This is a genomic window from Mesorhizobium sp. BH1-1-5, assembly GCF_020165615.1.
Lineage (GTDB): Bacteria > Pseudomonadota > Alphaproteobacteria > Rhizobiales > Rhizobiaceae > Mesorhizobium.
This window is the reverse complement of sequence record NZ_JAIUIM010000020.1, coordinates 83,702-106,900: the sequence shown is the minus strand read 5'-3', so window position 1 is coordinate 106,900 and position 23,199 is coordinate 83,702. Positions and strand designations below refer to the sequence as shown.

22 protein-coding genes and 1 tRNA gene are annotated in these 23,199 nt (G+C 62.1%); 14 read left to right on the top strand and 9 right to left on the bottom strand.

Going from position 1 to position 23,199, the window contains the following annotated elements; genetic code table 11:
- Nucleotides 1-6: 6 nt before the first annotated feature.
- Together LB572_RS24575 and LB572_RS24570 are read right to left on the bottom strand one after the other, a co-directional pair.
- Nucleotides 7-654 carry a TetR/AcrR family transcriptional regulator gene (locus LB572_RS24575; protein ID WP_224669544.1) on the bottom strand — a complete coding sequence of 216 codons (648 nt, stop codon included), beginning with the start codon at nucleotides 652-654 and terminating at the stop codon, nucleotides 7-9.
- A gap of 90 nt (nucleotides 655-744) precedes the next feature.
- Nucleotides 745-1,026, bottom strand: coding sequence for an acylphosphatase (locus LB572_RS24570; RefSeq protein ID WP_224669543.1), 282 nt, complete (start codon nucleotides 1,024-1,026; stop codon nucleotides 745-747).
- A gap of 145 nt (nucleotides 1,027-1,171) precedes the next feature.
- On the opposite strand from LB572_RS24570, the gene LB572_RS24565 reads away from it, so the two are divergent.
- Nucleotides 1,172-1,426 carry a hypothetical protein gene (locus tag LB572_RS24565; protein ID WP_224669542.1) on the top strand — a complete coding sequence of 85 codons (255 nt, stop codon included), beginning with the start codon at nucleotides 1,172-1,174 and terminating at the stop codon, nucleotides 1,424-1,426.
- The gene (locus LB572_RS24560) at nucleotides 1,387-1,659 is read left to right on the top strand and encodes a hypothetical protein (protein WP_224669541.1); all 273 of its coding nucleotides are present in this window, start codon (nucleotides 1,387-1,389) and stop codon (nucleotides 1,657-1,659) included. The genes LB572_RS24565 and LB572_RS24560 overlap by 40 nt, the downstream gene beginning before the upstream one ends.
- Nucleotides 1,660-1,707: 48 nt before the next feature.
- Here the strand turns inward: LB572_RS24560 and LB572_RS24555 are convergent, their stop codons facing one another.
- Complete coding sequence (locus LB572_RS24555; RefSeq protein WP_224669540.1) at nucleotides 1,708-2,820, bottom strand: pyridoxal phosphate-dependent aminotransferase; 1,113 nt, start codon at nucleotides 2,818-2,820, stop codon at nucleotides 1,708-1,710.
- 137 nt (nucleotides 2,821-2,957) lie between these two features.
- On the opposite strand from LB572_RS24555, the gene LB572_RS24550 reads away from it, so the two are divergent.
- Both LB572_RS24550 and LB572_RS24545 read left to right on the top strand, forming a co-directional pair.
- A complete protein-coding gene (locus LB572_RS24550; protein WP_224669539.1) occupies nucleotides 2,958-4,637 on the top strand; it encodes a tetratricopeptide repeat-containing sulfotransferase family protein in 1,680 nt (559 codons plus the stop codon).
- A 66-nt stretch (nucleotides 4,638-4,703) separates the two neighbouring features.
- Nucleotides 4,704-6,383, top strand: a complete 1,680-nt coding sequence (locus LB572_RS24545; protein ID WP_224669538.1) for a tetratricopeptide repeat-containing sulfotransferase family protein — start codon at nucleotides 4,704-4,706, stop codon at nucleotides 6,381-6,383.
- A 617-nt stretch (nucleotides 6,384-7,000) separates the two neighbouring features.
- Here the strand turns inward: LB572_RS24545 and LB572_RS24540 are convergent.
- Complete coding sequence (locus LB572_RS24540) at nucleotides 7,001-8,188, bottom strand: porin (RefSeq protein WP_224669537.1); 1,188 nt, start codon at nucleotides 8,186-8,188, stop codon at nucleotides 7,001-7,003.
- A 229-nt stretch (nucleotides 8,189-8,417) separates the two neighbouring features.
- Here LB572_RS24540 and LB572_RS24535 point away from each other — a divergent pair, with 229 nt between their 5' ends.
- The 4 genes from LB572_RS24535 (at nucleotide 8,418) to LB572_RS24520 (ending at nucleotide 11,470) form a co-directional block, all read left to right on the top strand.
- Complete coding sequence (locus LB572_RS24535; RefSeq protein ID WP_181179952.1) at nucleotides 8,418-8,564, top strand: hypothetical protein; 147 nt, start codon at nucleotides 8,418-8,420, stop codon at nucleotides 8,562-8,564.
- Nucleotides 8,526-8,616 (top strand) — tRNA-Ser (locus LB572_RS24530). The genes LB572_RS24535 and LB572_RS24530 overlap by 39 nt, the downstream gene beginning before the upstream one ends.
- A gap of 387 nt (nucleotides 8,617-9,003) precedes the next feature.
- Complete coding sequence (locus tag LB572_RS24525; RefSeq protein ID WP_224669536.1) at nucleotides 9,004-10,149, top strand: porin; 1,146 nt, start codon at nucleotides 9,004-9,006, stop codon at nucleotides 10,147-10,149.
- A 244-nt stretch (nucleotides 10,150-10,393) separates the two neighbouring features.
- Nucleotides 10,394-11,470 (top strand): tyrosine-type recombinase/integrase, encoded by a 1,077-nt coding sequence (locus LB572_RS24520; RefSeq protein ID WP_140811371.1) that lies wholly within the window; start codon nucleotides 10,394-10,396, stop codon nucleotides 11,468-11,470.
- 86 nt (nucleotides 11,471-11,556) lie between these two features.
- Here the strand turns inward: LB572_RS24520 and LB572_RS24515 are convergent, their stop codons facing one another.
- The gene (locus LB572_RS24515) at nucleotides 11,557-12,438 is read right to left on the bottom strand and encodes an alpha/beta fold hydrolase (protein WP_224669535.1); all 882 of its coding nucleotides are present in this window, start codon (nucleotides 12,436-12,438) and stop codon (nucleotides 11,557-11,559) included.
- 265 nt (nucleotides 12,439-12,703) lie between these two features.
- A complete protein-coding gene (locus tag LB572_RS24510) occupies nucleotides 12,704-14,743 on the bottom strand; it encodes a lytic transglycosylase domain-containing protein (RefSeq protein WP_224669534.1) in 2,040 nt (679 codons plus the stop codon).
- A 304-nt stretch (nucleotides 14,744-15,047) separates the two neighbouring features.
- Here LB572_RS24510 and dapA point away from each other — a divergent pair, with 304 nt between their 5' ends.
- From dapA to LB572_RS24495, 3 genes are all read left to right on the top strand, one after another.
- The gene (gene dapA / locus LB572_RS24505) at nucleotides 15,048-15,929 is read left to right on the top strand and encodes a 4-hydroxy-tetrahydrodipicolinate synthase (protein ID WP_224669533.1); all 882 of its coding nucleotides are present in this window, start codon (nucleotides 15,048-15,050) and stop codon (nucleotides 15,927-15,929) included.
- 25 nt (nucleotides 15,930-15,954) lie between these two features.
- Entirely contained in the window at nucleotides 15,955-16,434 is a 480-nt protein-coding gene (gene smpB, locus LB572_RS24500; protein WP_112095724.1) for an SsrA-binding protein SmpB, read from the top strand.
- 89 nt (nucleotides 16,435-16,523) lie between these two features.
- On the top strand, nucleotides 16,524-17,234 hold the full coding sequence (locus LB572_RS24495) for a GH25 family lysozyme (protein ID WP_224669532.1): 711 nt from the start codon (nucleotides 16,524-16,526) through the stop codon (nucleotides 17,232-17,234).
- Nucleotides 17,235-17,294: 60 nt separating this feature from the next.
- On the opposite strand, the gene LB572_RS24490 is transcribed toward LB572_RS24495, so the two are convergent.
- On the bottom strand, nucleotides 17,295-18,224 hold the full coding sequence (locus tag LB572_RS24490) for a DMT family transporter (RefSeq protein ID WP_224669531.1): 930 nt from the start codon (nucleotides 18,222-18,224) through the stop codon (nucleotides 17,295-17,297).
- A 143-nt stretch (nucleotides 18,225-18,367) separates the two neighbouring features.
- On the opposite strand from LB572_RS24490, the gene LB572_RS24485 reads away from it, so the two are divergent.
- On the top strand, nucleotides 18,368-18,841 hold the full coding sequence (locus tag LB572_RS24485; protein WP_140807589.1) for an Lrp/AsnC ligand binding domain-containing protein: 474 nt from the start codon (nucleotides 18,368-18,370) through the stop codon (nucleotides 18,839-18,841).
- Nucleotides 18,842-18,868: 27 nt separating this feature from the next.
- On the opposite strand, the gene LB572_RS24480 is transcribed toward LB572_RS24485, so the two are convergent.
- Both LB572_RS24480 and LB572_RS24475 read right to left on the bottom strand, forming a co-directional pair.
- Nucleotides 18,869-19,525, bottom strand: coding sequence for a uracil-DNA glycosylase (locus LB572_RS24480; protein ID WP_224669530.1), 657 nt, complete (start codon nucleotides 19,523-19,525; stop codon nucleotides 18,869-18,871).
- Between the two features lie 12 nt (nucleotides 19,526-19,537).
- Nucleotides 19,538-20,119, bottom strand: a complete 582-nt coding sequence (locus tag LB572_RS24475) for an NYN domain-containing protein (protein WP_140807591.1) — start codon at nucleotides 20,117-20,119, stop codon at nucleotides 19,538-19,540.
- 305 nt (nucleotides 20,120-20,424) lie between these two features.
- On the opposite strand from LB572_RS24475, the gene rpoZ reads away from it, so the two are divergent.
- Together rpoZ and LB572_RS24465 are read left to right on the top strand one after the other, a co-directional pair.
- On the top strand, nucleotides 20,425-20,826 hold the full coding sequence (rpoZ, locus tag LB572_RS24470; protein WP_140807592.1) for a DNA-directed RNA polymerase subunit omega: 402 nt from the start codon (nucleotides 20,425-20,427) through the stop codon (nucleotides 20,824-20,826).
- Nucleotides 20,827-20,952: 126 nt separating this feature from the next.
- Nucleotides 20,953-23,187 carry a RelA/SpoT family protein gene (locus LB572_RS24465; protein ID WP_140807593.1) on the top strand — a complete coding sequence of 745 codons (2,235 nt, stop codon included), beginning with the start codon at nucleotides 20,953-20,955 and terminating at the stop codon, nucleotides 23,185-23,187.
- Nucleotides 23,188-23,199 lie beyond the last annotated feature (12 nt).

The following is a 23,199-nucleotide window of genomic DNA, read 5'->3' as shown; positions in this document are numbered from 1 at the left end:
CCTGTATCAGAGTGCCACGGCGTCCCCGGCGCGCCCGGAAGGACGTGCGGTGCCATGGCTGATTGTCGCGCCGACCAAGCGCATTGTCATCGAAAGATATGATGCCGTGACTTCAGCGATCGACAGCCGCTCGCCCGGCCGGAACCAGACGATGACGCCGGTCATCATCTGGATCAGCGCCATGGCTGTCAGGCCCGTATCGTCGATCTCGAAAGCGTCGGTTTCGGCGCCGTCGCGCAGGATCGCGCGCAGCTCCTTCTCATAGGCCGTGCGCATCTTGAGGACCTGCGTCAGTCTTTCATGCGAGAGGCTTCGCAACTCCATATTGGAGACATGGGTGGCGTGGCGTCGCTCGATATGGAAGGCGATGTGGTTCTCGACATAGGCGGCCAGCCGGGTGACCGGATCAGCTCTCGCCGGTCGCGCCGTTTCCCAAGCCTTGAGCAGACCTTCCATATGCTCTCGCATCAAGGTGAACAGCAGGTCTTCCTTGGTCGGGAAGTAACGGTAGAGCGCGGCCGCCTGCACGCCGACCTCCGCCGCCAGCTGCCGCATCGACATCGCCTCGTAGCCGAGGCGCGCGATCAGGCTGACCGCCGCCTCGCGGACGGCCGCTTCGGTTTTTCCCCCGTCGGAACCTGTGGTGCGCGCCATGTTCGCCTCCAGCAGCATTAATAAAACGAACGTTCAATTAATTTCAAGATGCCACATACGCTCTTTCTGGGTTGCGGAGGCGAGATGAGGCTAGACGATGATCATGAAATCCACCGGCGCGTCGTCGGCCGTTTCCTCGATCTCGACCTTCGAGACGAGCGCGCCTCGCGGTCCCTGCCACAGGCGTTCGATCATCGTGGAGACGGCGATATCGGCGCCGGCAATCAGCGCGGTGACCGAGCCGTCGCGCTCGTTGCGAACCCAACCTGTAAGCCCGAGACGCATGGCTTCGCCACGCGTCCAGACACGGTAGCTCACCCCTTGAACCTTGCCGGAAATGCGCACCCGAACGGCTCTTTGCTCACCCTGCATTCGTCCGCTCCAGAATCGTCTCCATCAATCTGGAGCACGAGGGGTGAAATGCAATCGGTTTGAGGCAGCAGTTCCCTTGATTGGATAATTGACTCAGTCAACCAATGAGGGAATTATCGGATGCAATGTCTCCAAGGAGGTCAGCATGCCGCACGAAGCCCTGGTTCATGAGATTCGTCGCTTCAACCGGTTCTATACCGGCCTGGTTGGGCTGCTCGATGAGACCTTGATGCAGAGTCCTTACACGCTGGTCGAAGCCCGCGTGCTGTTCGAGCTCGGGCGCAAGCCTCGGCGTGTCGGCGCTCGAGCCGGTTTCTGGCGCGCATGTTTCATCTCGATCTCGCGCCAGTGGCGTCGGAGTTGGCCGGCGAACTCAACCTCGCCCCTGCCTATCTCATGAGGGTCCTTCGCAAATGCACCGTCATTGGCCTGGCCGAGATGCGCGATGGCCCGGAGAACGGGCAGCCCGTTCTTGCGCTGACCACGCGGGGCAAGGCCGCGCTGGCTGATCTCGAGGCGGCGACGAACCGCGATCTCGCCCGCCTGATCGTCAAGCTCGAGGACAGGCAAGCCGCGGAGCTGTCCGATGCGCTGAACCGCGCGACACGCCTGCTGGCAGCCGCAGGACTATGAATTGCCCAATCTGTTCCCCAGGGAGCAGACAGATGGGCCAGGGTTTGGTCAGTTCCCCCGCGCCGCCGCAACCGCGCCCGGCAGTTCCTCTGCGAAGATGTCGAGCTCATGGTCGAGGCCGACGCTGACCCTGACGCAGCGGTCGAGCACCGGCACCATCGGCTTGCGGATGAACACGTCGCGCGACAAAAGGTTCTGCATCACTTTCAGCGCGAAGGCGCCGTCGCGGCCGCAGTCGATGGTGACGAAATTCGTTGCCGACGGCAGTGGCTTGAGATCGTTCTGCCTGGCGATGGTTGAAATGCGCTCGCGGCCTGCCGCCACGCGCGCCGTCACCGAACGCAGGTAGTCCTGGTCGGCAAGCGCCTCGAGACCGGCGACCTGCGCCATGCGGCTGACGCCGTAATGGTTGCGGATCTTCTCGAAGTCGCGGATCACCTCCGCCTCCGCCACGGCGTAGCCGCAGCGTATGCCGGCAAGCCCGTAAGCCTTGGAGAAGGTGCGCATGCGGATGACGTTCGGCCGCGCGACGTCGATCGCCGGCAGCGCCGAGGCCGGTCCCAGCTCGCCATAGGCCTCGTCGAGCACCAGCATGGTGGTTTCCGGCAGCGCCTCGATGAAGCGGATGACGTCCGGCGCCTCCCACCAGCTTCCCATCGGATTGTCGGGATTGGAGAGATAGACCAGCGGCGCCTTTTCGCTTGCGACCTTGCTCAGAAGCCCGCCCAGGTCCTCCTTGTCGTCGGCATAGGGCACCGTCACCAGGCGGCCGCCGACGCCGGCGATGTGGAAATTGAAGGTGGGATAGGCGCCGAGCGAGGTGACCACGGCATCGCCAGGGCCGACATACATGCGCGCCACCAGCCCGAGCAGGCCGTCGATGCCTTCGCCCACGACCACGTTTTCGACGGCCACGCCGTGATGCGCGGCGGCCGCCACCTTCAGCTCGTAATTGTCGGGATCGCAATACATCCACTGGTCGCGGGCGACGCTCTCCATACGGGCGATGACGCGCGGCGAAGGCCCGAAACTGCTTTCATTGGCGCCGATGCGGGCGCGGAACGGCCGGCCGCGCTCACGCTCCTGCGCCTCCGGACCCACGAACGGCACCGTGGTGGGGAGCGCACCGATGATTGGCGTGAGGGAGGGGCGCTGGCGCATGGCAATAGCTCGCGTGGAAGGGGCGTACTTGCTAGCGTGATCCCCCGGCCGGTGCAAGCTGGGGTCCGGGACCCCTCGCCCGGGGCACGGTCTCGTCCGGGCTGGATTCCGGCAGCTTCTTTTGCTAGCGAAGCGCCATGAACAACCGTCTGCCACCCGCCTGGGCCAAACATATCAAGTCCGGTGCGGTATCCAAGCCGTCCGCTCCGGCGCCCAGGCCCGGATTGCCGCATGCGAATCCCTCGAGACCGGACGCACGCGCGCAGTCGGACGACCTGCTGCTGAAGCAGGCCTATGACCATCAGCAAGCCAAGCGCCTGAAGCAGGCTCAGGATCTGTGCCTGCAGGTTCTGGCGCGCACGCCAAATCACCCGCGCGCCCTTTACATCATGGGAACCATAAGCCTGGGCTATGACGACGAGACGGCGTTGCAATATTTCGCCCGCGCCGCGGCGGAGGAACCACGGAACGCCTACTATCAACTCAGCCTGGGCGAAGCCTATGCGAGGGTCGGCGAACACTCGCTGGCGATCGAGCAAATGCGACGCGCTCTGGAACTGCAGCCCGATCTAGTCGTGGCTCTCAGTGCCTTGGGAAGCATCTATGTGGACTCCGATAAGCCCGATCTGGCGTTGCCGGTTTACGAGAAGGCCCTGAAAATCGCCCCCGATCATCCCGAGATCAGGGTGGGGCTCGCCAATGCCCTCAGCAGCGTGGGGCGCATGGACGAAGCGGCGGCTTGTCTAAACCAGGCGATAGAGGGGCGCATCAATGTACCGAGCGCCTATTACTACCTGGTGAATACGCGGAAGTTCACTGACGAGCCTCCGGAACTCCGCGCGGTTCTTGGTGAACTTGACAATTCGAAACTCGATCCGGGCGGCTCCCGGCTGCTCCACCATGCCGCGGGCAAGGTGCTCAACGATCTCAAACGCTATGATGAGGCGTTCGATCATTTCCGGAAGGCGAAACAGGTCTCGAAGCCATTCGACATCGATCGGTACCGTCGGTGGGTCGACGCGCTGATCGAACTCTTCACCCCCGGGTTGTTTGCCGCCGGGCACGGCTTTGGCAATCCCTCCGAAGTGCCGGTTTTCGTAGTTGGCATGCCTCGCTCCGGGACGACGCTGACGGAACAGATCCTGGCCAGTCATCCCGATGTCTACGGCGCGGGGGAACTTGCTAGGTTGGGGCGGGTTGCGAATGCCATCGGCCTCAAGCCCTCATTGGCCGGAAAGCTAAACGGGCGTGCCGATTCAATCACGCCGGAACTGTCGAACAAGCTCGCCAGCGAGCATTTGTCTTATCTCGCAGAACGGTCGGCCACGGCGCTGCGTGTCGTCGACAAGATGCCGCACAATTTTGAGCTGATCGGCCTTGTCAGCCTGCTCTTTCCCAAGGCGCGCATCATTCACTGCCGTCGCGACGCCATCGACAATTGTGTTTCCTGCTTCGTTCTGCCCTTCAATAGCTATCACAGCTACAGCAATGACCTGAGAACCCTCGGCTTATACTATCGAGAATATGACCGCCTGATGCGGCATTGGAACGAGGTGCTTCCGGGCCGTATCTTCGAGAATCGCTATGAGACGCTCGTTGACGACCAGGAGGCACAGTCGCGCCGGCTGATCGAATACATCGGCCTGCCGTGGGACGATGCCTGCCTGCGCTTTTTCGACAAGGAGGGTTCCGTGACCACGGCGAGCCGCTGGCAGGTCAGGCAGCCGATCTACAAGACGTCGGTCAAGCGCTGGAAAAACTATGAAAACGAAATTCAACCGCTGATCGAGGCGCTTGGCGATCTCGCGGATACTTGAACGACAGGCTCGCTGCTCACCCAGCTTTGACTGGATTCCATCGGTACTTTATTGGTAGCAGGCATGATGAACAATCGTCTGCCGCCTGCTTGGGCAAAACACCTCAAATCCGCCGCCACGCCGAAACCCGGATGGCCCCAGGCAAGTCCGCCACAGCCAAGTCTGCCGAAAACAAATTCGTTTGCACGCGCACAGGCCGATGACGCGTTGCTGAAGAAGGCCTATGAGCACCAACAAGCGAAACGGCTTGGCGAAGCACAGGACTTATGCCTTGAAGTGCTGGCGCGGACACCAAACCATCCGCTGGCCCTGTACATCATGGGCACGGTTAGCCTGGGCTACGACGACGAGGCGGCTCTGCGCTATTTCGCGCGCGCGGTCGCAGAGGAGCCGAAAAACGCATACTACCATCTCAGCTTCGGCGAGGCCTATGCTAAGCTGAGCGAATTCTCGGCCGCCATCAGATACATCCGGCATGCCTTGGAAATACAGCCCGATCTCGTCGAGGCCTTGTGCGCCTTGGGGCGTGTTTATACCCAGTTCGGCAAGCCCGACTTGGCATTGCCGCTTTACGAGAAGGCGCTGAAAATCAACCGTGACCACCCCAAGGCGCGGATCGGAATGGCCGCTACGCTCACTGGCCTTGGGCGTATGGACGAGGCCGGCGGGTATCTCAAAGAGGCGATTGAACGACGCGTCGACGCAGCGGCTGCTTATTACGAGCTCGTGCAGATCCGGAAGTTTACCGAAGAGCCCCCGGAGCTCCAATCGATCGTTCGCGAACTCGACCGTCCGGGGCTTAAGGCGGAGGGCGTGCAGAGCCTTCACTACGCCGCCGGTAAAGTGCTGAACGACCTCAAGCGCTACGCGGAAGCATTCGACCATTTCAACAAGGCCAAGCAGGCCGCCGGCTACAAGTTCGACATCGATCAGTATCGTCGTTTCGTGGACTCGATGATTGAAATCTTCACGCCCGGCCTGTTTGCCGCCGCGTCTGGCCTTGGCGATCCTTCCGATCTCCCTGTGTTCGTGGTTGGCATGCCCCGTTCCGGAACGACACTGACTGAGCAGATCCTGGCCAGTCATCCCGAAGTTCACGGCGCGGGGGAACTTGCAAAACTAAGGCGTGTGGCAAACGCAATCGACCTCAAATCGTCGGCAGAAGATCTGAGCAAGACCGTCAATTCCCTTACACCGGAACTGACCAGGACGCTGGCCGAAGAGCATCTGTCCTACCTCAGGGAGCGTGCGCCTGCTGCGCTCCGCGTCGTCGACAAGGAGCCGCACAATTTTGAGCTGGTCGGTCTTATCGCCCTTCTGTTCCCCAATGCGCGCATCGTTCACTGCCGCCGCGATGCCATCGACAATTGCGTGTCATGCTATGTCCTGCCCTTCAGCTCGTCACACAGCTACAATGCAGACCTGCGGGCACTCGGCCTGTACTATCGGGAATATGACCGCCTGATGCGTCACTGGAACGAGGTTTCCCCAGGCCGTATCCTTGAAAATCGCTATGAGACGCTTGTCGAGGATCAAGAGGCACAGTCGCGCCGGCTCATCGATCATCTCGGCCTGCCTTGGGATGACGCATGCCTGCGCTTCTTCGATCGGGAAGGGGCCGTCACCACGCCCAGCCGCTGGCAGGTTCGTCAGCCGATCTACAAATCGTCCGTGAAGCGCTGGAAGAATTACGAACGTCAGATACAGCCATTGATTGAAGCGTTGGGCGACCTCGCCGACGTTTGACTTTCGATCACGGGTGCGGCTGCTTCGGGGCGCCGTTTCCCCGGAATTTTAAAGCTTTCCATCGCGGTGCGGCGCAATCAGGTCGAACGCCTAGTGGCACCGCACAGGGATTTTGACCGGTCGGGTCTGTTTGCGTTGGCAAGTGGCATGCGTTGGGGATTTGGCCGAAACGCCCATCGCGATCGTCATCCACGGGTGGAGCAAGGAGCGAAGCGACGCGGCGCAGACCCGAGGATCCACTCCGTAACTTTGATCGTAGGGCGCTGCGGAGCAAAATTCTGCACCGCAGCGACGCTTCCAAGTCGCGGCATGGATTCTATGGTCTGCGCCGCGTCGCTTCGCTCCTTGCTCCGCCATGGAATGACGAGGTTGGGGCGGCTTCAACCAATTCCGGCTCGGTGCTTTGGCCGTAGCCTTCCGTCCGGAATTGCGCAAAAAACAAGGAGATAGAGCGCTTCGCCGTTTCCGTGAAACGGTGAAACGCTCTAACGGCGCCTCGGATATACTGCTGATGCGACACCCGAACCGCGCAGCCGTTTTGGGACATCCATCAAACAGAAAAGAAAAACCCGGCAGTTGCTCGCCGGGTTCTCCTGTCTCCCCAGAAATATCTGGTCTTAGAAGTCGCGCTGGAAGCGGACGATAGCGCCGACGGAGTTCTTCTTCTCGGAGCCGGCCCAAACGTTGCCGCGGTCGAAAGCTTCCGAACCGACGTGCTGGTAGTCAATTTCGGGCGTGACCGTCAGACCGGGAACAACGGTGTAGGCAATGTTGGCTGCGATGCCGTAGTCCTTCCACTGATCACCCGACACCTGAAGGTTGAACGAGGCCTTGTCGCTGAACTTGTAGGTGCCGCCGGCCCAGAAGCCCCAGTTGCCGCCCCACGGCTTGTAGAAGCCGCGACCGTTCGCAAAGGCAGTGTTGGGGTTGGCGTTGAAGTCGTTAAGCTTTCCCTCGCTGGCGTAACCGAACATGCCGAAAATCGACAGTTCGTTGGTCACGTTCACGTCCAGGCGAACCTTGCCGGATACATATTCGTAGTTGCTGTCATAGGCGACGACGCCGACGACATCACCCCAGCCCTGCGTGTACTTCAGGCCGCCGACGACATGCGGAACATAGCTGTCGATCGTCCCGACACCATAACCATAAGTAGCGCCTGGCGCCGCCTGGTCGGCGCCGCCCGAACCTTCTTCGAGAGAGGCCATCGCCGAGAAACCGTTGCCGGCGTCGAAGTAGTACTGAACGACACCGGTCTTGAACCCGCCGTAGGGAACGATGGTGTCGTTGACGACGTTGCCGGCGTAGCCGACGAACGTGTCGAAGGCCGATTCGTCCAAGCCGACCCGCAGGCCGCCGAGCTGAATCCAGGCAAAGTGCATATCGAAGCTGTTATGAGCACTATTGCCAGCCCCGTTGTCGAAGGGCGAATTTTGGAAGTTCATGCGCGTTTCGGTATAGGTCTTCAACGTGCCGAGCTCGGTTTCCTGGCCGGTCCAGGTCTTCAGCGTGAAGCGGGCGTCCTTGTACCAGGTGCCCTGGTTCTTGCCATTGACGACGTCGTCGGCGCGTGCGCCGGTGAACGTGCCGACATCGCCGAAGCCGGCGTCATAGCGGACATAGCCGCCGATGCGCAGGCAGGTTTCGGTGCCCGGGATGTAGAAGTAGCCGGAGCCGTAGACGTCGCAGATCTTGACGTATTCGGCCGGTTCCGGCTCGGCGACGGTCACCGCGTCGGCGGCGCGAGCACCGGAAACTGCGACCAGAGCCGCAGCTGAGCCGAGAAGAAGGCTCTTGATGTTCATTTTCTGACCTCCAGTCAGAATCGGACGGAAGCGATAGGCGCCATCGGTCGAAATCGCCACCAATGCCTTGTTATTGCTTTCTTTTTCGCCTTAGGCGGCCAAGCGGAGGGAATTTGCTCGGGCGGTTGCCCGTCCGGTTGCCGATGTGCGACGGAGTTCGGATGAAGTCGCTGGGGCTTGGCTCAGAAAGGCTGCGCAAGTCCCGATCCGCCGCTCATGATCCGGTGTCATGCCGGTATGGCGCCCGCTGTCGCAGCTGCCGTCCGAAGGATTTTTCGGCGATTATGGCGTCGGCTTGTTGATTGTGCCCGCGCTTTTCTTTATCCAGCGGCGCGACGGAGAGGTGGCCGAGTGGTCGAAGGCGCTCCCCTGCTAAGGGAGTAGAGGTCAAAAGCTTCTCGTGGGTTCGAATCCCATCCTCTCCGCCATCTTCCCCCGCGCCGCGCGCGACAAACCCCTCCCAAGGCGATTCTGCGGCAACAACCCGGCAGGGCGACTCGCCAGGCCGCCGCAATGCAGCCGGCCGATCGCCGGAAATGGGCGGATTCGGCGGCCGCACCGACCTCGATGGTTAACGAGAGCTTTCTGAGTGAGGCCAAATCGTGTCATTTGTGCAACAACGCCCGGCGATAGCGCCCGGACAGCCGTTGCGGCGGTACGATCGTGGTTGAACGGCGCCGGCTCATGGGTAATGTCAGCTTCGAAGGAGCGGCGCGGTGCGCATCTTTTTCGGTAGTGGGGATGGGGCAGGGAACGCTGTCCTTCAGCAAAAAATACCCAGACCCGTTTTTTAACTTTTGACTGGAGGTCAGAAAATGAACATCAAGAGCCTTCTTCTCGGCTCAGCTGCGGCTCTGGTCGCAGTTTCCGGTGCTCGCGCCGCGGACGCGGTGACCGTCGCCGAGCCGGAACCGGCCGAATACGTCAAGATCTGCGACGTGTACGGCGCCGGCTACTTCTACATCCCGGGCACCGAGACCTGCCTGCGCGTTGGCGGCTATCTCCGCTACGACGCCTCGGCTGGTGAGGCTGGCTCGTTCACGGGTCGCGGTACCGCCGACGTCATGAACGGCGACTCGCAGCGTTCCTGGCACAAAAATGCCCGCTTCGCGCTGAAGACCTGGACCGGCCAGGAAACCGAGCTCGGCACCTTGAAGACCTATACCGAGACCCGTTTCGACTTCAACGACGGTGCTACGGACGTCAACTCGCACTTTGCTTGGGTTCAGCTCGGCGGCCTGCGCATCGGCGCTGACGAATCGGCCTTCGACACCTTCCAGGGCTATGCCGGCTCGGTCATCAACGATACCATCGTTCCCTACGGCGGCTTCGACACCAACCTGATCAGCTACACCTTCGACGCTGGCAACGGCTTCTCGGCGATCATCTCCTTCGAAGAAGGCAATGCCTACGGTGGCTATCACTACGCCGACCGCGCCACCTCCCACACCGTTGACGGTGGCCGTTATGATGCGGGCAGCGAGCTTATCGACAGCTACGTGCCGCATATCGTCGGCGGCGTGAAGTGGACCCAGGGTTGGGGCGGCATCAGCGGCGTCGTCGCTTACAACAGCAACTGGGAAGAGTGGGCCGGCAAGGTTCGCTTGGACGTGAACGTCAACGACGCCTTCTCGCTGTTCGTCATCGGCGGCTACGGCACCGACGACAATGCTCCGCGCAACTTCTACAAGCCGTGGGGCGGCAACTGGGCTGTGTGGGGCGGTGGCACCTACAAGTTCAACGAGAAGACCTCGTTCAACCTCCAGGTCTCGTATGACCAGAAGAAGGAATTCGGTCTCGCGGCGAACGTCGCCTACACGATCGTTCCCGGCTTCTCGGTCATCACCGAACTTGACTGGGCTCACAACGACCACGACAAGAACGGCTACAACTGGACCGAAATTCCGGACGGCAAGAAGAACGCCCTCGGAGGCTTCGTCCGCTTCCAGCGCGACTTCTAAGGGCTGGAACCCTACAGGTGAAATCCGGCCCGGGCGTTTCCACGCCGGGGCCGTTTTTGTTTTCGCGACTGCGGCAATTCAAACGAAAGGATGGGGGTGAAACGGTAAGCTGATCGGGTCTGTTGAGCGATCTTGTGGGTTCCGCAACACGCGGATGAGGTCGTCGACAAGATTCGAAAACTCTTGAAAGGACATCTCCGAGCGGTTAGGGCTGGTCCCTTAACCACAGGGGGTGTGGCTAGAAATGTCGAACGAAGCGGTTCAAGAGGCCGAGGCCTCTGGTCATTTTGCGTTTTTCTCTTCTCAGAATTCGAAGTTTAACTACACGTATAACAAGCTCAGAGAAGTAAAATCGTATAGGATCGGGGAGCTTTTTGCAGCTTATCGAGATATACTCTGGGATGACGGGCGGCATAAATACAATGTCAGCTCTTTCATCGGTGAAATAGACGAGATCCTGCTCGGAGAACGTTTCAGCACCTTTGACCAGAACACCCTGGACAATCTTATCGGCACATTGCGCCAGCGCGGCAACAGCAACGCAACCATCAATCGCAAGATGGCTGCCCTCAGCAAATTGCTGCGTAAGGCGCATAAGATGGGAGATATCCACAGCCTGCCCGAATTCCGCCGCCAGAAGGAGCGGGCGGGACGGATTCGTTTCCTCGAAAGGGACGAAGAAGCCAGGCTGTTCGCGGCGATCAAGAGCCGTAGCGAGGACGCTTATAGGCTTTCCGTCTTCTTGGTCGATACCGGCTGCCGTCTCGGCGAGGCGCTCGGCCTGATCTGGAACGACATCCAGGAACACCGGGTCTCTTTCTGGATCACCAAATCCGGCCGCAGCCGCACCATTCCGATGACCGAACGCGTCAAGGAAGTCATCAAGCTGCCGCCAAACACGGAAGGACGCAGGCCGAAAGGCCCGTTCACCAAGCTGACTCAGGCGCAGTACCGCGCGATCTGGAACGAAGCGAAGACGGAAGTCGGTCTCGGCGCCGACGAGCAGGTGGTGCCGCATATCCTGCGACACACTTGTGCTTCACGTCTCGTCCAGGGCGGTATCGACATAAGGCGCGTCCAGATGTGGCTGGGCCACCAGACATTGTCGATGACCATGCGTTACGCGCATCTGGCGACCAACGATCTCGATGGCTGCGTCGTCGTTCTCGAGAAGCCACGCGGCGACGAAGCGTCGTCCCGCTCGGCCGAAGCTTCCGTCTTCGCTTCGCCCCTCACGACGCCGACGTCTGCCCCGCCGGCTCGGAAAGCGAAAGGGCAGGAAGCGGCCAAGGCGCCCCGCAAGCGCTCGAAAGGCGAATAGACCGAGCGGATCGGCCTCGCCGGCTGTTGCAAATCTTTATTTCGATGGTAAGCCCGGGACTGAGATAGTCTCGGGCTTTACTTCATTTATTCGATCCGATCGAGGAACGCGGCGATCTTCCCGGGCAGGTCCCCGGTTTCGAGGAAGGGCGCGTGGCCCTGTCCTTCGACGGTGATCTGTTCCATGCCGGGATGCCGCTCCCGCATCGCTTGAACCGTCGCCGTGGAAAGCAGTTTCGAGTTTGCGCCGCGAAGGGCAAGCAGCGGAATGGCGGCAAGCGCGTCGAACTGCGGCCACAAATCCGGCAGCGGCTTACTGAAGTCGATGCCGGCCAGCGTGTCGACCAGCGCCGGATCGAAATCCGGAACCCAGCCGGCTTCCGTCTCGCGGCAGATTGCCCGGACCATCCGCGCCCAGTCGGCGTCGGTGAGCGCCGGGAAATCGGCGCCATGCACGCGCCGCTGGGCATCCGCCGCTTCGATGAATGTCTTCGGTTTCGGCGCACGGTCGAGATAGGAGCGGATATGGGCGAGGCCCTCCACCTCGATCACCGGGCCGATGTCGTTCAGCACGATGGTTTTCAACACGGCCGGCTTCAATGCGCCGAGCACATGGATGATCAGCCCGCCGCGCGACGTGCCGATGAAGGCGGCCTGTTCGATACCCAGCGCAGACAGCCCTGCAAGCACGTCACCGGCTTCGACCCCGACATTATAATGGCCGATATCGGGATCGCGGTCGGATTGCCCGCGACCGCGGTAGTCGAAGGCGACGACTTTCCGCGGCCTTTCCGCCTTGCTCGAGAGGTGGAGCGCCAGTTCGTGAAAGTCACGGGCGTTGCGGGTCAGGCCGGGCAGGCAGACGACCGGCCAGTCTTCGTTATTTGCTTCGTCATAGATACGGGCATGGAGCTTCAGGCCGTCAGGCGCGGGGTAGAAGAAGTCGGAGAAACCTACGTCGTTCGCCATCGCAATGTCGTTCCTCGCTGAGGTGACCGACAGCTACAGGCGAGGGCAGGGATCGTCAAATGAGCAAGCTTTTCTCCTTCTCCCCTTGTGGGGTCCGAAGGACGGGGCGAGACCCGTGGCTCGCCCCGGGCGGTGGATCGGCGCGATAGCGCCGAGACGGATGAGGGGTGTTCCAGCGAAGTGAGACGTTGGCGTTCCCTGGAGCACCCGTCATCCGTCGCCTTTGGCGACACCTTCTCCCACAAGGGGAGAAGGGGAAGTGCCCTCAGCTCCTCCCGTTCACGAGATCGCCCACGATGTCGTATTTGCCTGAAATACGCATCTTGTAGACCTCGTAATTCTCCATCACGCGTTGCACGTAACTTCTTGTTTCCGTGTAGGGAATCCGCTCGATCCAGTCGACGACAGCATCCACGTCCTTGCCGCGCGGGTCGCCGTATTTCGCTGCCCACTGGGCGGCGCGGTTCGGGCCGGCATTGTAGCCGGCGAAGGTGAGCACATAGGAACCGCCGAAACGGTCGAGCTGCTCGCCGAGAAAGGCCGAGCCCAGCGTCGCGTTGTAGCCGGCGTCTGTCGTCAGCCGTGTCTGCGAGAAACTCATGCCGGCCTTCTTCGCCAATTGCTTGGCCGTGCCCGGCATCAACTGCAGCAGGCCGCGCGCGCCGGCGCTGGAAACGGCGCCGACGTTGAACTCGCTTTCCTGGCGGGCGATGGCATAGGCAAGCGCTTTGCCGGATCCCGAAATATTGGCCGAATCGGGAATGACGCCAAGCGGATGCGACAGCGCGCCGACATCGATGCCGCGCTGGGCGGCGATCTTGCCGACCTTGAGCGCCATGAAATGGTTGCCCTGCTTTTCGGCCAGCACGGCAAGCAGCGCCAGCTCGCCCGGGCTGGTCAGCTGCCCGGCAAGGTCGCGGTAGAGCGTTTCGGCGTAGCGGTCATAACCCGCATCCTGCAGCCGCTTGATCGCGCTCACCGCCTCGCGACCGTCGAAGCTCTGGCGGTCGGCCGCGCTCGGTTTCGGATAGACGATGTTGAGGGTCCTCAAGCCCACGCGCTCGCCGGCGAGCTGGCCATAGAAGGTCGTGCCGTAGCTGGCCGCGCGCGTGAAATAGTCCTTGGCATTGCCTGGGCCGCCGGCTTCCGCCGCGCGGCCGAGCCAGTAATAGGCGCGCGACAGCGACACCGGTCCCTGGGCGAGCTCGGTGATGCGTGTGAAATGCCCGGCGGCGGTCGCCGGGTCGTTGAGACCGCGCAACGCATACCAGCCGGCGTGGAACTCGGCTTCAGCGGCGCTCGGCGGGCTCTCGGCGGCGTGCATGGAGACGATTTTGTAGGCTGTTTTCATGTCGCCCTGGTCGACCAGCTCGCGTGACAGCACACGGCGTTCGACCCACCAGGCATCGGGGTCGACCAAAGAATCGCGATCGGTCGGTGCCTTCATCACGACAGCAGCGGCATCGGCGAATTTCTGCTGCTTGCGCAGATACTCCGCCTCGGCGAAGAAATAGCCGGCCGAGCGCTGCGCCGCGGGCACCGCCTGCAACAGCTTGGCGGCGTTCTTGTCACCCTTGTCGGCGGCCGCCCACGCATCCGCCAGGGGCTGCGCTCCGGCGAGACCTGCGACGCGCAGCGCCGACGACGGCCGGTCGGCATAGAACATACGCTCCATGCGGTAGCGATGGTCGGCCGCCGGGATCAGCGTGCCGAACTCCTTGATGACGGTCGCCTCGTCCTTTGCTTCCAGCTTCTCCGTGCGCCAGAACGGCACCAGCACCGCGCGCGCCGCAGCCTTGTTGCCCAGCGCCACCTGCGAGCGGGCAAGGACGATCACGCCCTCGGGCGTCAGCGGCAGGCTGCGACCGAAGGCCTGCACCACCACTTGCGGCGGCGGATTCTCGCGATAGAGCGCGCGCTCGCTGTTCCTGCGCAGTGCGATCGTGCCGGGCCATCCAGGCAGCATCTTGGCCGCATCGGCAATCTCGCCGCTCGGCACCTTGTCGCCGCCGTAAAGCGCGATTGCCCAGGCAAGGATGTGGCGGTCGAGCGAGGTGGCGGGCAGCGTGTCGCGCGCATTGCGCGCGCCTGCAATATCGTTGGCGGCGAGCGCATCGAGCCCGCTCTTCAGTTGCGCTATGTCGGAGGACGGGGCGGTCGACGTCTGCCCTGGCGCCTGCGGTGCGTCGGGCGCGGGGATGGCAGCCGTCACGCGCACGTCGACGCTACCGCCGATCGCCACCGTAGGCGTCAGCGCGACGATCGCGCCCAAAAGCGCGAAAAGATGGGGCCGCCTCGTCGGCATTGCTTCAATCCTAGCACATCGTCAGCGGGTACGGGGCCTGGAAAGCCTAAACAGACTCTAAACTTGGGTGGTGAAGGGCTCGTAAACAAAAGGTTATCGAGGCCGTTCGAATTACACCCGCTGGCTCTATTGCGATCCTTGCCGCTGAACCATGTCGAGACTATGGTGCGCGGCTTCGCTTTCGGGTAGAAGGCGCGCAACCAACCGATCTAATGAACACCGATGCATGTCGCCCAAAAGTGGGAACCGGTTTTGGGACGACGACATGCATAAAGCCGACAAAGTTCCAAGGAGTTTGGACGACATGCTGAGAGGCTCGCTGACTGCGCTCGTGACACCGTTCGAAAAGAGCGGGCGCTTCGACGAGAAAGCCTTTCGCGCTTTCGTCGAATGGCAGATCGCCGAGGGCACCAAGGGTCTGGTTCCCGTCGGCACCACCGGCGAGTCGCCGACGCTGTCGCATGATGAGCACCGCCAGGTCGTCAAGGTCTGCATCGAGGTGGCCAAGGGCAGGGTACCGGTCGTCGCCGGCGCGGGCTCCAACAACACCGAGGAAGCTGTCGGGCTGGTGCAATATGCCGAAAAGGCCGGCGCCGATGCCGCCCTTGTCGTCACGCCTTACTACAACAGGCCCACGCAGCGCGGCCTCTATGAGCATTTCGCCGCTGTGGCCAAGGCCACCAAGCTGCCGATCATCATCTACAATATCCCGCCGCGTTCGGTGATCGACATGACGCCCGAGACGATGGGCAGGCTGCGCCACGACTTCAAGAACATTGCCGGCGTCAAGGACGCGACCGGCAAGGTCGAGCGCGTCTCCTATCAGCGCATGACCTGCGGCAAGGATTTCATCCAGCTTTCCGGCGAGGATGCCTCCGCGCTCGGCTTCAACGCCCATGGCGGCGTCGGCTGTATTTCGGTGACCTCGAATGTCGCGCCGCGGCTGTGCGCCGAATTCCAGGAAGCGACGCTCGCCGGCGATAGCGCCAAGGCGCTCGACCTGCAGGATCGGCTTCTGCCGCTGCATGAGGCGATCTTCATGGAGCCCGGCGTTTCCGGGTCGAAATATGCTCTGTCGAAGCTGGGCAGGATCGAGAATGTGGTGCGCTCGCCGCTGGTCACGGTCGAGACCTCGACTGCGCAAAAGATCGATGCGGCGCTCAAGCACGCCGGCTTGATTAACTAGGGATGAGGCGCCACCTCTCCGCATTATGAATCAAGTCAAGAAAGCCGACCCCAACAACAAGACCGTTGCTGAAAACCGCAAGGCGCGCTTTTCCTACGAGGTGCTCGACACGATCGAGACCGGCTTGGTGCTGACCGGCACCGAGGTCAAGTCGCTGCGCCAGGGCCAGGCCAACATCCAGGAATCCTATGCCTCCGCCGAGGGCGGCGAGATCTGGCTGATCAATTCCTATCTGCCGGAATATCTGCAGGCCAACCGCTTCAACCACGAGCCGCGCCGGCGCCGCAAATTGCTGGTCTCGAAGCGCGAGATGGCCAAGCTCTCGCAAAGCGTCGAGCGCGAGGGCATGACGCTGGTGCCGCTGAAAATCTATTTCAACGACCGCGGCCGCGCCAAGCTGCTGCTCGCGGTCGCTCGCGGCAAGAAACTGCACGACAAGCGCGAGACCGAAAAGCAGCGCGACTGGTCGCGCGAGAAGGGTCGGCTGCTGAAGGAGCGCGGCTGAGTTCTCGGGCTCGTGGCGTTCGCCGCCTGAAAAAAGCCACCGGTCAGCTTTCTGGTTCGGCCCGAACAGTATTTCCGACGGGGGTGGTCTTGGGGAAGCGGGTCGTTTTCTGGGGCCTTGCCGGCGTGGTTGTCGCCTGTGCCGTCGCGGCGGGCGCCTTCTTCTGGTTCCGTGGCTTTTCACCGAACCGTGCGGAGTTCCCGATCCGGGGCATCGACGTCTCCCACCACCAGGGAAAGATCGACTGGCAACGCGTCGCGGCCGACGATGTCGCCTTCGCCATCATCAAGGCGACCGAAGGCGGCACCCATGTCGACACCTTGTTCACGGCCAATCTGCGCGAAGCGCGGGCCGCGGGCCTTGCGGTCGGCGCCTATCACTTCTTCACCTTCTGCCGCCCTGGCGCCGACCAGGCGAAGAACTTCATTTCGGTGGTGCCGCGCGGCGAGCCGCTTTTGCCGCCGGTGGTCGACATCGAATTCGGCGGCAACTGTCCGCAGCGCCCGTCGCCTGAGCAGTTGAACGCCGAGCTTGCCGCTTTCCTCGGTCCTGTCGAGGCGGCGTTCGGCAAGCAGGCGATTTTCTATCTGACCGACGAGGCGGCCGACGCGTATTCCGGCGAGATCATCGCGCGTCGGCGCTGGCTGCGCTCATTGGCGATCAGGCCGGGCGAGAACGACTGGATCTACTGGCAGTATCACAATATGGGCCGCGTCGACGGCATCGAAGGCGATGTCGATCTGAACGTGCTGAAGGGCGGCCGCGAGACGCTGGCCGCGCTGTTTGCGCCGACGCCGTAAGTGCCCGGCGGCAGTCTCGAATCTGTTTCTGCGGCGTTTTGCGTATATCGCTGAAAAGTCTCACGATCCGCCTGGCGCCGGCGCATTCAGGTTTGCGCCGGCACCACGTCTCCCGATCGCCGAGAAGGCCATTCCCGCTGCCATGATCGCGATGGCCGCGAACTGGATCGCCATCGGCGTTTCGCCGAGCACCGCCATGCCGACAAGCACCGTGGCGATCGGTATGCCGGGCAGGAACAGGGATGCCGCCTGCGGCCCCAGTTGGCGGACGATGTAAGTGTAGAGGAACATGGCCGCGGCGCCGGCCAGAATCCCCTGAATGACGATCTGGCTGACGATCTCCATGGCACTCGCGGCATGGATATGGCTCGGCGCGAAGAGATAGAGAAGCGGCAACGGCAGGCACGACAGGAGCACAACCGCCGCTGTCGCCGTGACCGGATCGGCACGCCACTGCCTCACCAGAACGGCATAGGTCGAAAACATAAGACCGGACCCGATGAAAAGAATATCACCGATGAGGACGCTGCTGGCACCGTCACGCGCTGGCGCGATGAACAGCAAAAGGCCGGCTACAATCACGACGACGCCGATAGTCCGTTGCTGGGAAACGCTGTCATTGAAGAAGACACGCGACAGCAGGGACGAAAAGAAGACGATCGACGCAGGACAGAGCGCGGCCGCGTGGGCGGCAGGCGCATAGGTCAGGCCCCAATTGATGATCAGCGGATAAGGCAAGCCGGCCAGCGCCGCCAATGCCAAAGCCCGTCTCCAGCCCAGCGCCCTCATGTTTGCGAAGCCGCTGCGCCAGACGATCGGCAGAAAGACCGCCCCCGCCCCGCCAAAGCGCAAGGCGGCCAGATCTGTCGCCGTCAGATGCTCCCGGAGGCTGAAGCGGGCGGCGACGAATTGGATAGCGTAGATGCCGATCATGGTGAGGCCCGCGATAATCGCCAGTCTCGTGTTTCCTGCGTTTCCTGCGTCTGCCACGACCTGCCACCCATATGTCGTCGGAGGTGAAGACCGTCTCCACCGCTGCGGCGAAAGCGCAGGCTATTGTTCAGGCTTCCGCGTTGAAATACGCTCTTTTTGGAAAATGGTAGCGGAATTCACATCAAAAAGGCAGTTCCAGAGTGAATCCAGAAGCAAGCGATCTCGACGCGGTCGACCGCAATCTTCTTCGGCTGTTGCAGGAGGATGGGCGCCGCACCACCCTTGATCTGGCGGCGCGTGTCGGCCTGTCGCCGACCGGCACCAGCCTGCGGGTGAAGCGGCTGTTTCGGGAAGGCTACATCACCGCGGTCAGGGCCGTGCTCGATCCCGCCAAGATAGGACGCGGCACGCTCGTCTTCATCGAGGTCCGCCTCGATCATACGGCGCCTCATATTTTCGAACGCTTCGCCGAAGCGGTGACCAAGGCGCCCGAGGTTCTCGAATGCCACATGGTCGTCGGCGGCTTCGACTATCTGGTGAAGGCGCGAATTTCGGAAATGGCTGCCTATCAGGATTTCCTGACGCGGGTCATCCTCGCGCTGCCGGGCGTGAAGGAGACGCACACCTATGCCTCGATCGGCGACGTGAAGCCGCATGCGTTGCTGCCGGTATAGTCGCCGGACCATCGAGGCGTCCTGAATCTAGTTCTTCAGGAACGCCGCAATCTCCTTGAACACGTTGACGAACATCTCCTGGGTCAGCACGCCCGTATTGGTGTTGTAGCGCGAGCAGTGATAGCTGGAAAACAACACGATGCCGCCGGCCTGCTGCCGGCCGCCATGGCGGAACGGCATGGCCGCGACGCGCTCGCCCAGCGCCCGCACCGTCGACTGGTGCGCGATGGAGCCCAGCGTCAGGATGGCGCGCAAATTGGGGAAGCGCGCAATCGTTGGTTTTAGAAAGCTGCGGCAGGTGGCGATCTCGGCGCCCACCGGTTTGTTCTCCGGCGGCACGCAGCGCACCGCATTGGTGATGGCCGTGCCGACGAGCTCGAGCCCGTCATCCGGCCGCGCCTTGAACTCGCCGCGCGCCAGGCCATGCGCGATCATCGTGCCGTAGAGCAGGTCGCCTGCATAGTCGCCGGTGAACGGGCGTCCCGTACGGTTGGCGCCGCGCAAGCCGGGGGCCAGCCCGACGATCAGCAGCCTGACCGAACCTTCGCCCTCGGGCGGCAGGAAGGTCGGTACCGGCGCGTTGAACCAGCTAGGCTCGCGCTTGCGCCAGGCGCCGATGAAATCATGCAGCCGCGGGCAGAGCGGGCAGTCATGGCCGGGTTCGGGGGAGGGCGCGGCGCTCAAGGCCGCCGCTCGTCAATAATCGTCCTCGTCGACTTCGGCGGGTTCCGGCCGGCGCACCGGCCGCTCCGAGGGATCGCGGCCGACCTCGTTCTTCAGCGTCACCAGATCGATGAAATGGTCGGCCTGGCGGCGCAGATCGTCGGAAATCATCGGCGGCTGTGAGGCCATGGTCGAGATGATCGACACCTTGCGGCCACGCCGCTGCAGCGCCTCGACCAGCGTGCGGAAGTCGCCGTCGCCGGAGAAGATGACATAATGGTCGACGACATCGGCGAGTTCCAGCGCATCGACGGTCAGCTCGATGTCCATATTGCCCTTGATCTTGCGGCGGCCGGTCGAGTCGGTGAATTCCTTGGCGGGCTTCGTCACCACCTTGAAGCCGTTATAGTCGAGCCAGTCGATCAGCGGCCGGATCGATGAATATTCCTGATCCTCGACCAGCGCGGTGTAATAGTAAGCGCGCAGCAGGTAGCCGCGCTTCTGGAAGTTCGACAGAAGCTTGCGGTAGTCGATGTCGAAGCCCAGCGCCCGCGAGGTGGCGTAGAGATTGGCGCCGTCGATGAAAAGAGCGATCTTTTCACGGGGATCGAACATTGAAAAACATCCCTTTCGAAAATTTCTGTCGTCTAAAAGCGTTTGACGAATAGGTCCGACAAATTGGGCCTCTGTGCCGTCACATCCGAGATAACGCGCAATTTATGGATATCCAAGGGCAGGCCCCACATTGCAAGCAATTGTGATCGCAACTATGTGAGCGGCATCATGGCGCGGCCCCGATGCTGAGCCGGGCAACGGCCCGCAAGGCTGACGTCGCCGCCATAAAGCTTGTATTTCGCCCGCGCCCGCGTTATGGAGCGCGCCAGCTTTCCATCAAATCCATCGCATGAAAGGGGCAGTCCATGGCCCGCGTAACCGTTGAAGATTGCATCGACAAGGTCGACAACCGTTTTGAGCTCGTGTTGCTCGCCGGTCATCGCGCCCGCCAGATCAGCCAGGGCGCGCAGATCACCGTTCCGCGCGACAATGACAAGAACCCGGTCATCGCGCTGCGCGAGATCGCCGACGAGACGCTGTCGCCCGATGACCTCAAGGAAGATCTGATCCACTCGCTGCAGAAGCATGTCGAGGTCGACGAGCCGGAGGCCGAGGGCGAGACGATCACCGATCAGACCGGCGCGACCGCTGTTGCGGCCGACGCCGACGACGCCGAGGAGAACATCACTTTCGATCGCATGAGCGAGGAAGATCTGCTCGCCGGCATCGAAGGTCTGGTACCGCCGGAAAAGAGCGACGACTACTAAGCTTTACGGGAACTTGCCTGGATCAAGCATCCGGCACTTCCGTCTCGTAAATTTCGTGGCTATCTATGGGATGCGTCGCACGCCAGTGCGGCGCATCAATCATTTCAGCACCGCGAGATCCCGCCCATGATGCGTCAGTATGAGCTTGTCGAGCGCGTCCAGCGCTACAAGCCTGACGTCAACGAGGCGCTGCTCAACAAGGCTTACGTCTACGCCATGCAGAAGCATGGCCACCAGAAGCGCGCCTCGGGCGATCCCTATTTCTCGCATCCCCTCGAAGTCGCCGCCATCCTCACCGACATGCATATGGACGAGGCGACCATCGCCGTTGCCCTGCTGCATGACACGATCGAGGACACGACCGCGACCAGGGCGGAGATCGACGAGCTCTTCGGTCCCGAAATGGGCAAGCTGGTCGAAGGCCTCACCAAGCTGAAGAAGCTCGACCTCGTCTCGAAGAAAGCCGAGCAGGCGGAGAACCTGCGCAAGCTCCTGCTCGCGATCTCCGAGGATATCCGCGTTCTCCTGGTCAAGCTCGCCGACCGCCTGCACAACATGCGCACGCTCGACCATATGCCCGAGTCCAAGCGCCTGCGCATTGCCGAGGAGACGATGGACATCTATGCGCCTTTGGCTGGGCGCATGGGCATGCAAGGCATGCGCGAGGAACTGGAAGAGATTGCCTTCCGCTACATCAATCCAGAGGCTTATCGCGCCGTTACCGCAAGGCTTGCCGAGATTTTCGAGCGCAACAAGGGCGTCTTGCAGGAGATCGAGACAGCGCTGTCGGGCCTGTTCGAGAAACACGCCATCAAGGCGAGTGTTAAGAGCCGGCAGAAGAAGCCGTGGTCGGTGTTCCGTAAGATGGAGGCCAAGGCGCTCTCCTTCGAGCAACTCTCCGACATTTTCGGCTTCCGCGTCGTCGTCGATTCGGTCGACGACTGCTACCGCGCGCTTGGCGCCATCCACACCACCTGGTCGATGGTGCCCGGCCGCTTCAAGGACTACATCTCGACGCCGAAGCAGAACGACTACCGATCGATCCACACCACCATCGTCGGCCCGTCGCGCCAGCGCGTCGAATTGCAGATCCGCACCAGGGAGATGAACAAGATCGCCGAATATGGCGTGGCCGCGCATTCGATCTACAAGGACAGCGGCGGCAAGACGAATGGCGCCGGCCACGCGATCTCCAAGGAGACCAACGCCTATGCCTGGCTGAGGCGCACCATCGAGCAGCTGGCCGAAGGCGACAATCCGGAGGATTTCCTCGAGAACACCAAGCTGGAGCTGTTCCAGGACCAGGTGTTCTGCTTCACGCCCAAGGGCATGCTGATCGCACTGCCGCGCGGCGCTACCCCGATCGATTTCGCCTATGCCGTCCACACCGATGTCGGCGACACCTGCGTCGGCGCCAAGGTCAATGGCCGCATCATGCCGCTGATGACGGAACTGAAGAACGGCGACGAGGTCGAGATCATCCGCTCCAAGGCGCAGGTGCCGCCCGCCGCCTGGGAATCGGTCGTCGTCACCGGCAAGGCGCGCGCCGCCATCCGCCGTGCCACCAAGAATGCGATCCGCAAGCAATATTCCGGCCTCGGCGCCCGCATCCTCGAACGCGCCTTCGAGCGCGCCGGCAAGACCTTCACCAAGGAAAGCCTGAAGCCGGTGCTGCACCGGCTGGCGCGCAAGGACATCGAGGACGTGCTGGCCTCGGTCGGCCGCGGCGAGCTGAGCTCCACCGACGTGATGAAGGCGGTCTTCCCCGACTATAAGGACGAGCGTGTCACCGTCGCTCCGCCCAAGCAGCGCGAGGAGGGCTGGTCGAAGATCCGCAATGCCGCTGGCATGCTGTTCCAGATGCCCGGCACCCGGGCCGCGCGTAAGGACAGCAAGAACCAGCAGCGCGACGGCGCGGTGCCGATCCGCGGCGTGCGCGGCGACCTGCCGGTGCGTTTCGCGCCGGAGGGTGCCGTGCCCGGCGACCGCATCGTCGGCATCATCCAGCCGGGCACCGGCATCACCATCTACCCGATCCAGTCGCCGGCGCTGCAGGCCTTCGACGACCAGCCGGAGCGCTGGATCGACGTGCGCTGGGACATCGACGAGCGCACCAAGGAACGTTTCCCGGCGCGCATCTCGGTCACCGCCATCAATGCGCCCGGTTCGTTGGCCGACATCGCCCAGGTCGTCGCGTCCAACGACGCCAATATCCACACGCTGTCGATGATACGCACGGCCCCCGATTTCACCGAGATGCTGATCGATCTCGAGGTCTGGGACCTGAAGCACCTCAACCGGCTGCTGTCGCAGCTCAAGGACAATTCGAGCGTCAGCGATGCGCGGCGCGTCAATGGATGAATAGTGAATAGT

Coding starts and splice junctions, on each gene's coding strand:
- LB572_RS24550 (WP_224669539.1), top strand. CDS start 2,958: ATGAACAACCGTCTGCCACCCGCCTGGGCCAAACATATCAAGTCCGGT.
- LB572_RS24520 (WP_140811371.1), top strand. CDS start 10,394: ATGTCGAACGAAGCGGTTCAAGAGGCCGAGGCCTCTGGTCATTTTGCG.
- LB572_RS24575 (WP_224669544.1), bottom strand. CDS start 654: ATGGCGCGCACCACAGGTTCCGACGGGGGAAAAACCGAAGCGGCCGTC.
- LB572_RS24510 (WP_224669534.1), bottom strand. CDS start 14,743: ATGCCGACGAGGCGGCCCCATCTTTTCGCGCTTTTGGGCGCGATCGTC.
- smpB (WP_112095724.1), top strand. CDS start 15,955: ATGAATCAAGTCAAGAAAGCCGACCCCAACAACAAGACCGTTGCTGAA.
- rpoZ (WP_140807592.1), top strand. CDS start 20,425: ATGGCCCGCGTAACCGTTGAAGATTGCATCGACAAGGTCGACAACCGT.
- LB572_RS24540 (WP_224669537.1), bottom strand. CDS start 8,188: ATGAACATCAAGAGCCTTCTTCTCGGCTCAGCTGCGGCTCTGGTCGCA.
- LB572_RS24565 (WP_224669542.1), top strand. CDS start 1,172: ATGCCGCACGAAGCCCTGGTTCATGAGATTCGTCGCTTCAACCGGTTC.
- LB572_RS24570 (WP_224669543.1), bottom strand. CDS start 1,026: ATGCAGGGTGAGCAAAGAGCCGTTCGGGTGCGCATTTCCGGCAAGGTT.
- LB572_RS24515 (WP_224669535.1), bottom strand. CDS start 12,438: ATGGCGAACGACGTAGGTTTCTCCGACTTCTTCTACCCCGCGCCTGAC.
- LB572_RS24525 (WP_224669536.1), top strand. CDS start 9,004: ATGAACATCAAGAGCCTTCTTCTCGGCTCAGCTGCGGCTCTGGTCGCA.
- LB572_RS24465 (WP_140807593.1), top strand. CDS start 20,953: ATGATGCGTCAGTATGAGCTTGTCGAGCGCGTCCAGCGCTACAAGCCT.
- LB572_RS24555 (WP_224669540.1), bottom strand. CDS start 2,820: ATGCGCCAGCGCCCCTCCCTCACGCCAATCATCGGTGCGCTCCCCACC.
- LB572_RS24545 (WP_224669538.1), top strand. CDS start 4,704: ATGAACAATCGTCTGCCGCCTGCTTGGGCAAAACACCTCAAATCCGCC.
- LB572_RS24475 (WP_140807591.1), bottom strand. CDS start 20,119: ATGTTCGATCCCCGTGAAAAGATCGCTCTTTTCATCGACGGCGCCAAT.
- dapA (WP_224669533.1), top strand. CDS start 15,048: ATGCTGAGAGGCTCGCTGACTGCGCTCGTGACACCGTTCGAAAAGAGC.
- LB572_RS24535 (WP_181179952.1), top strand. CDS start 8,418: ATGCCGGTATGGCGCCCGCTGTCGCAGCTGCCGTCCGAAGGATTTTTC.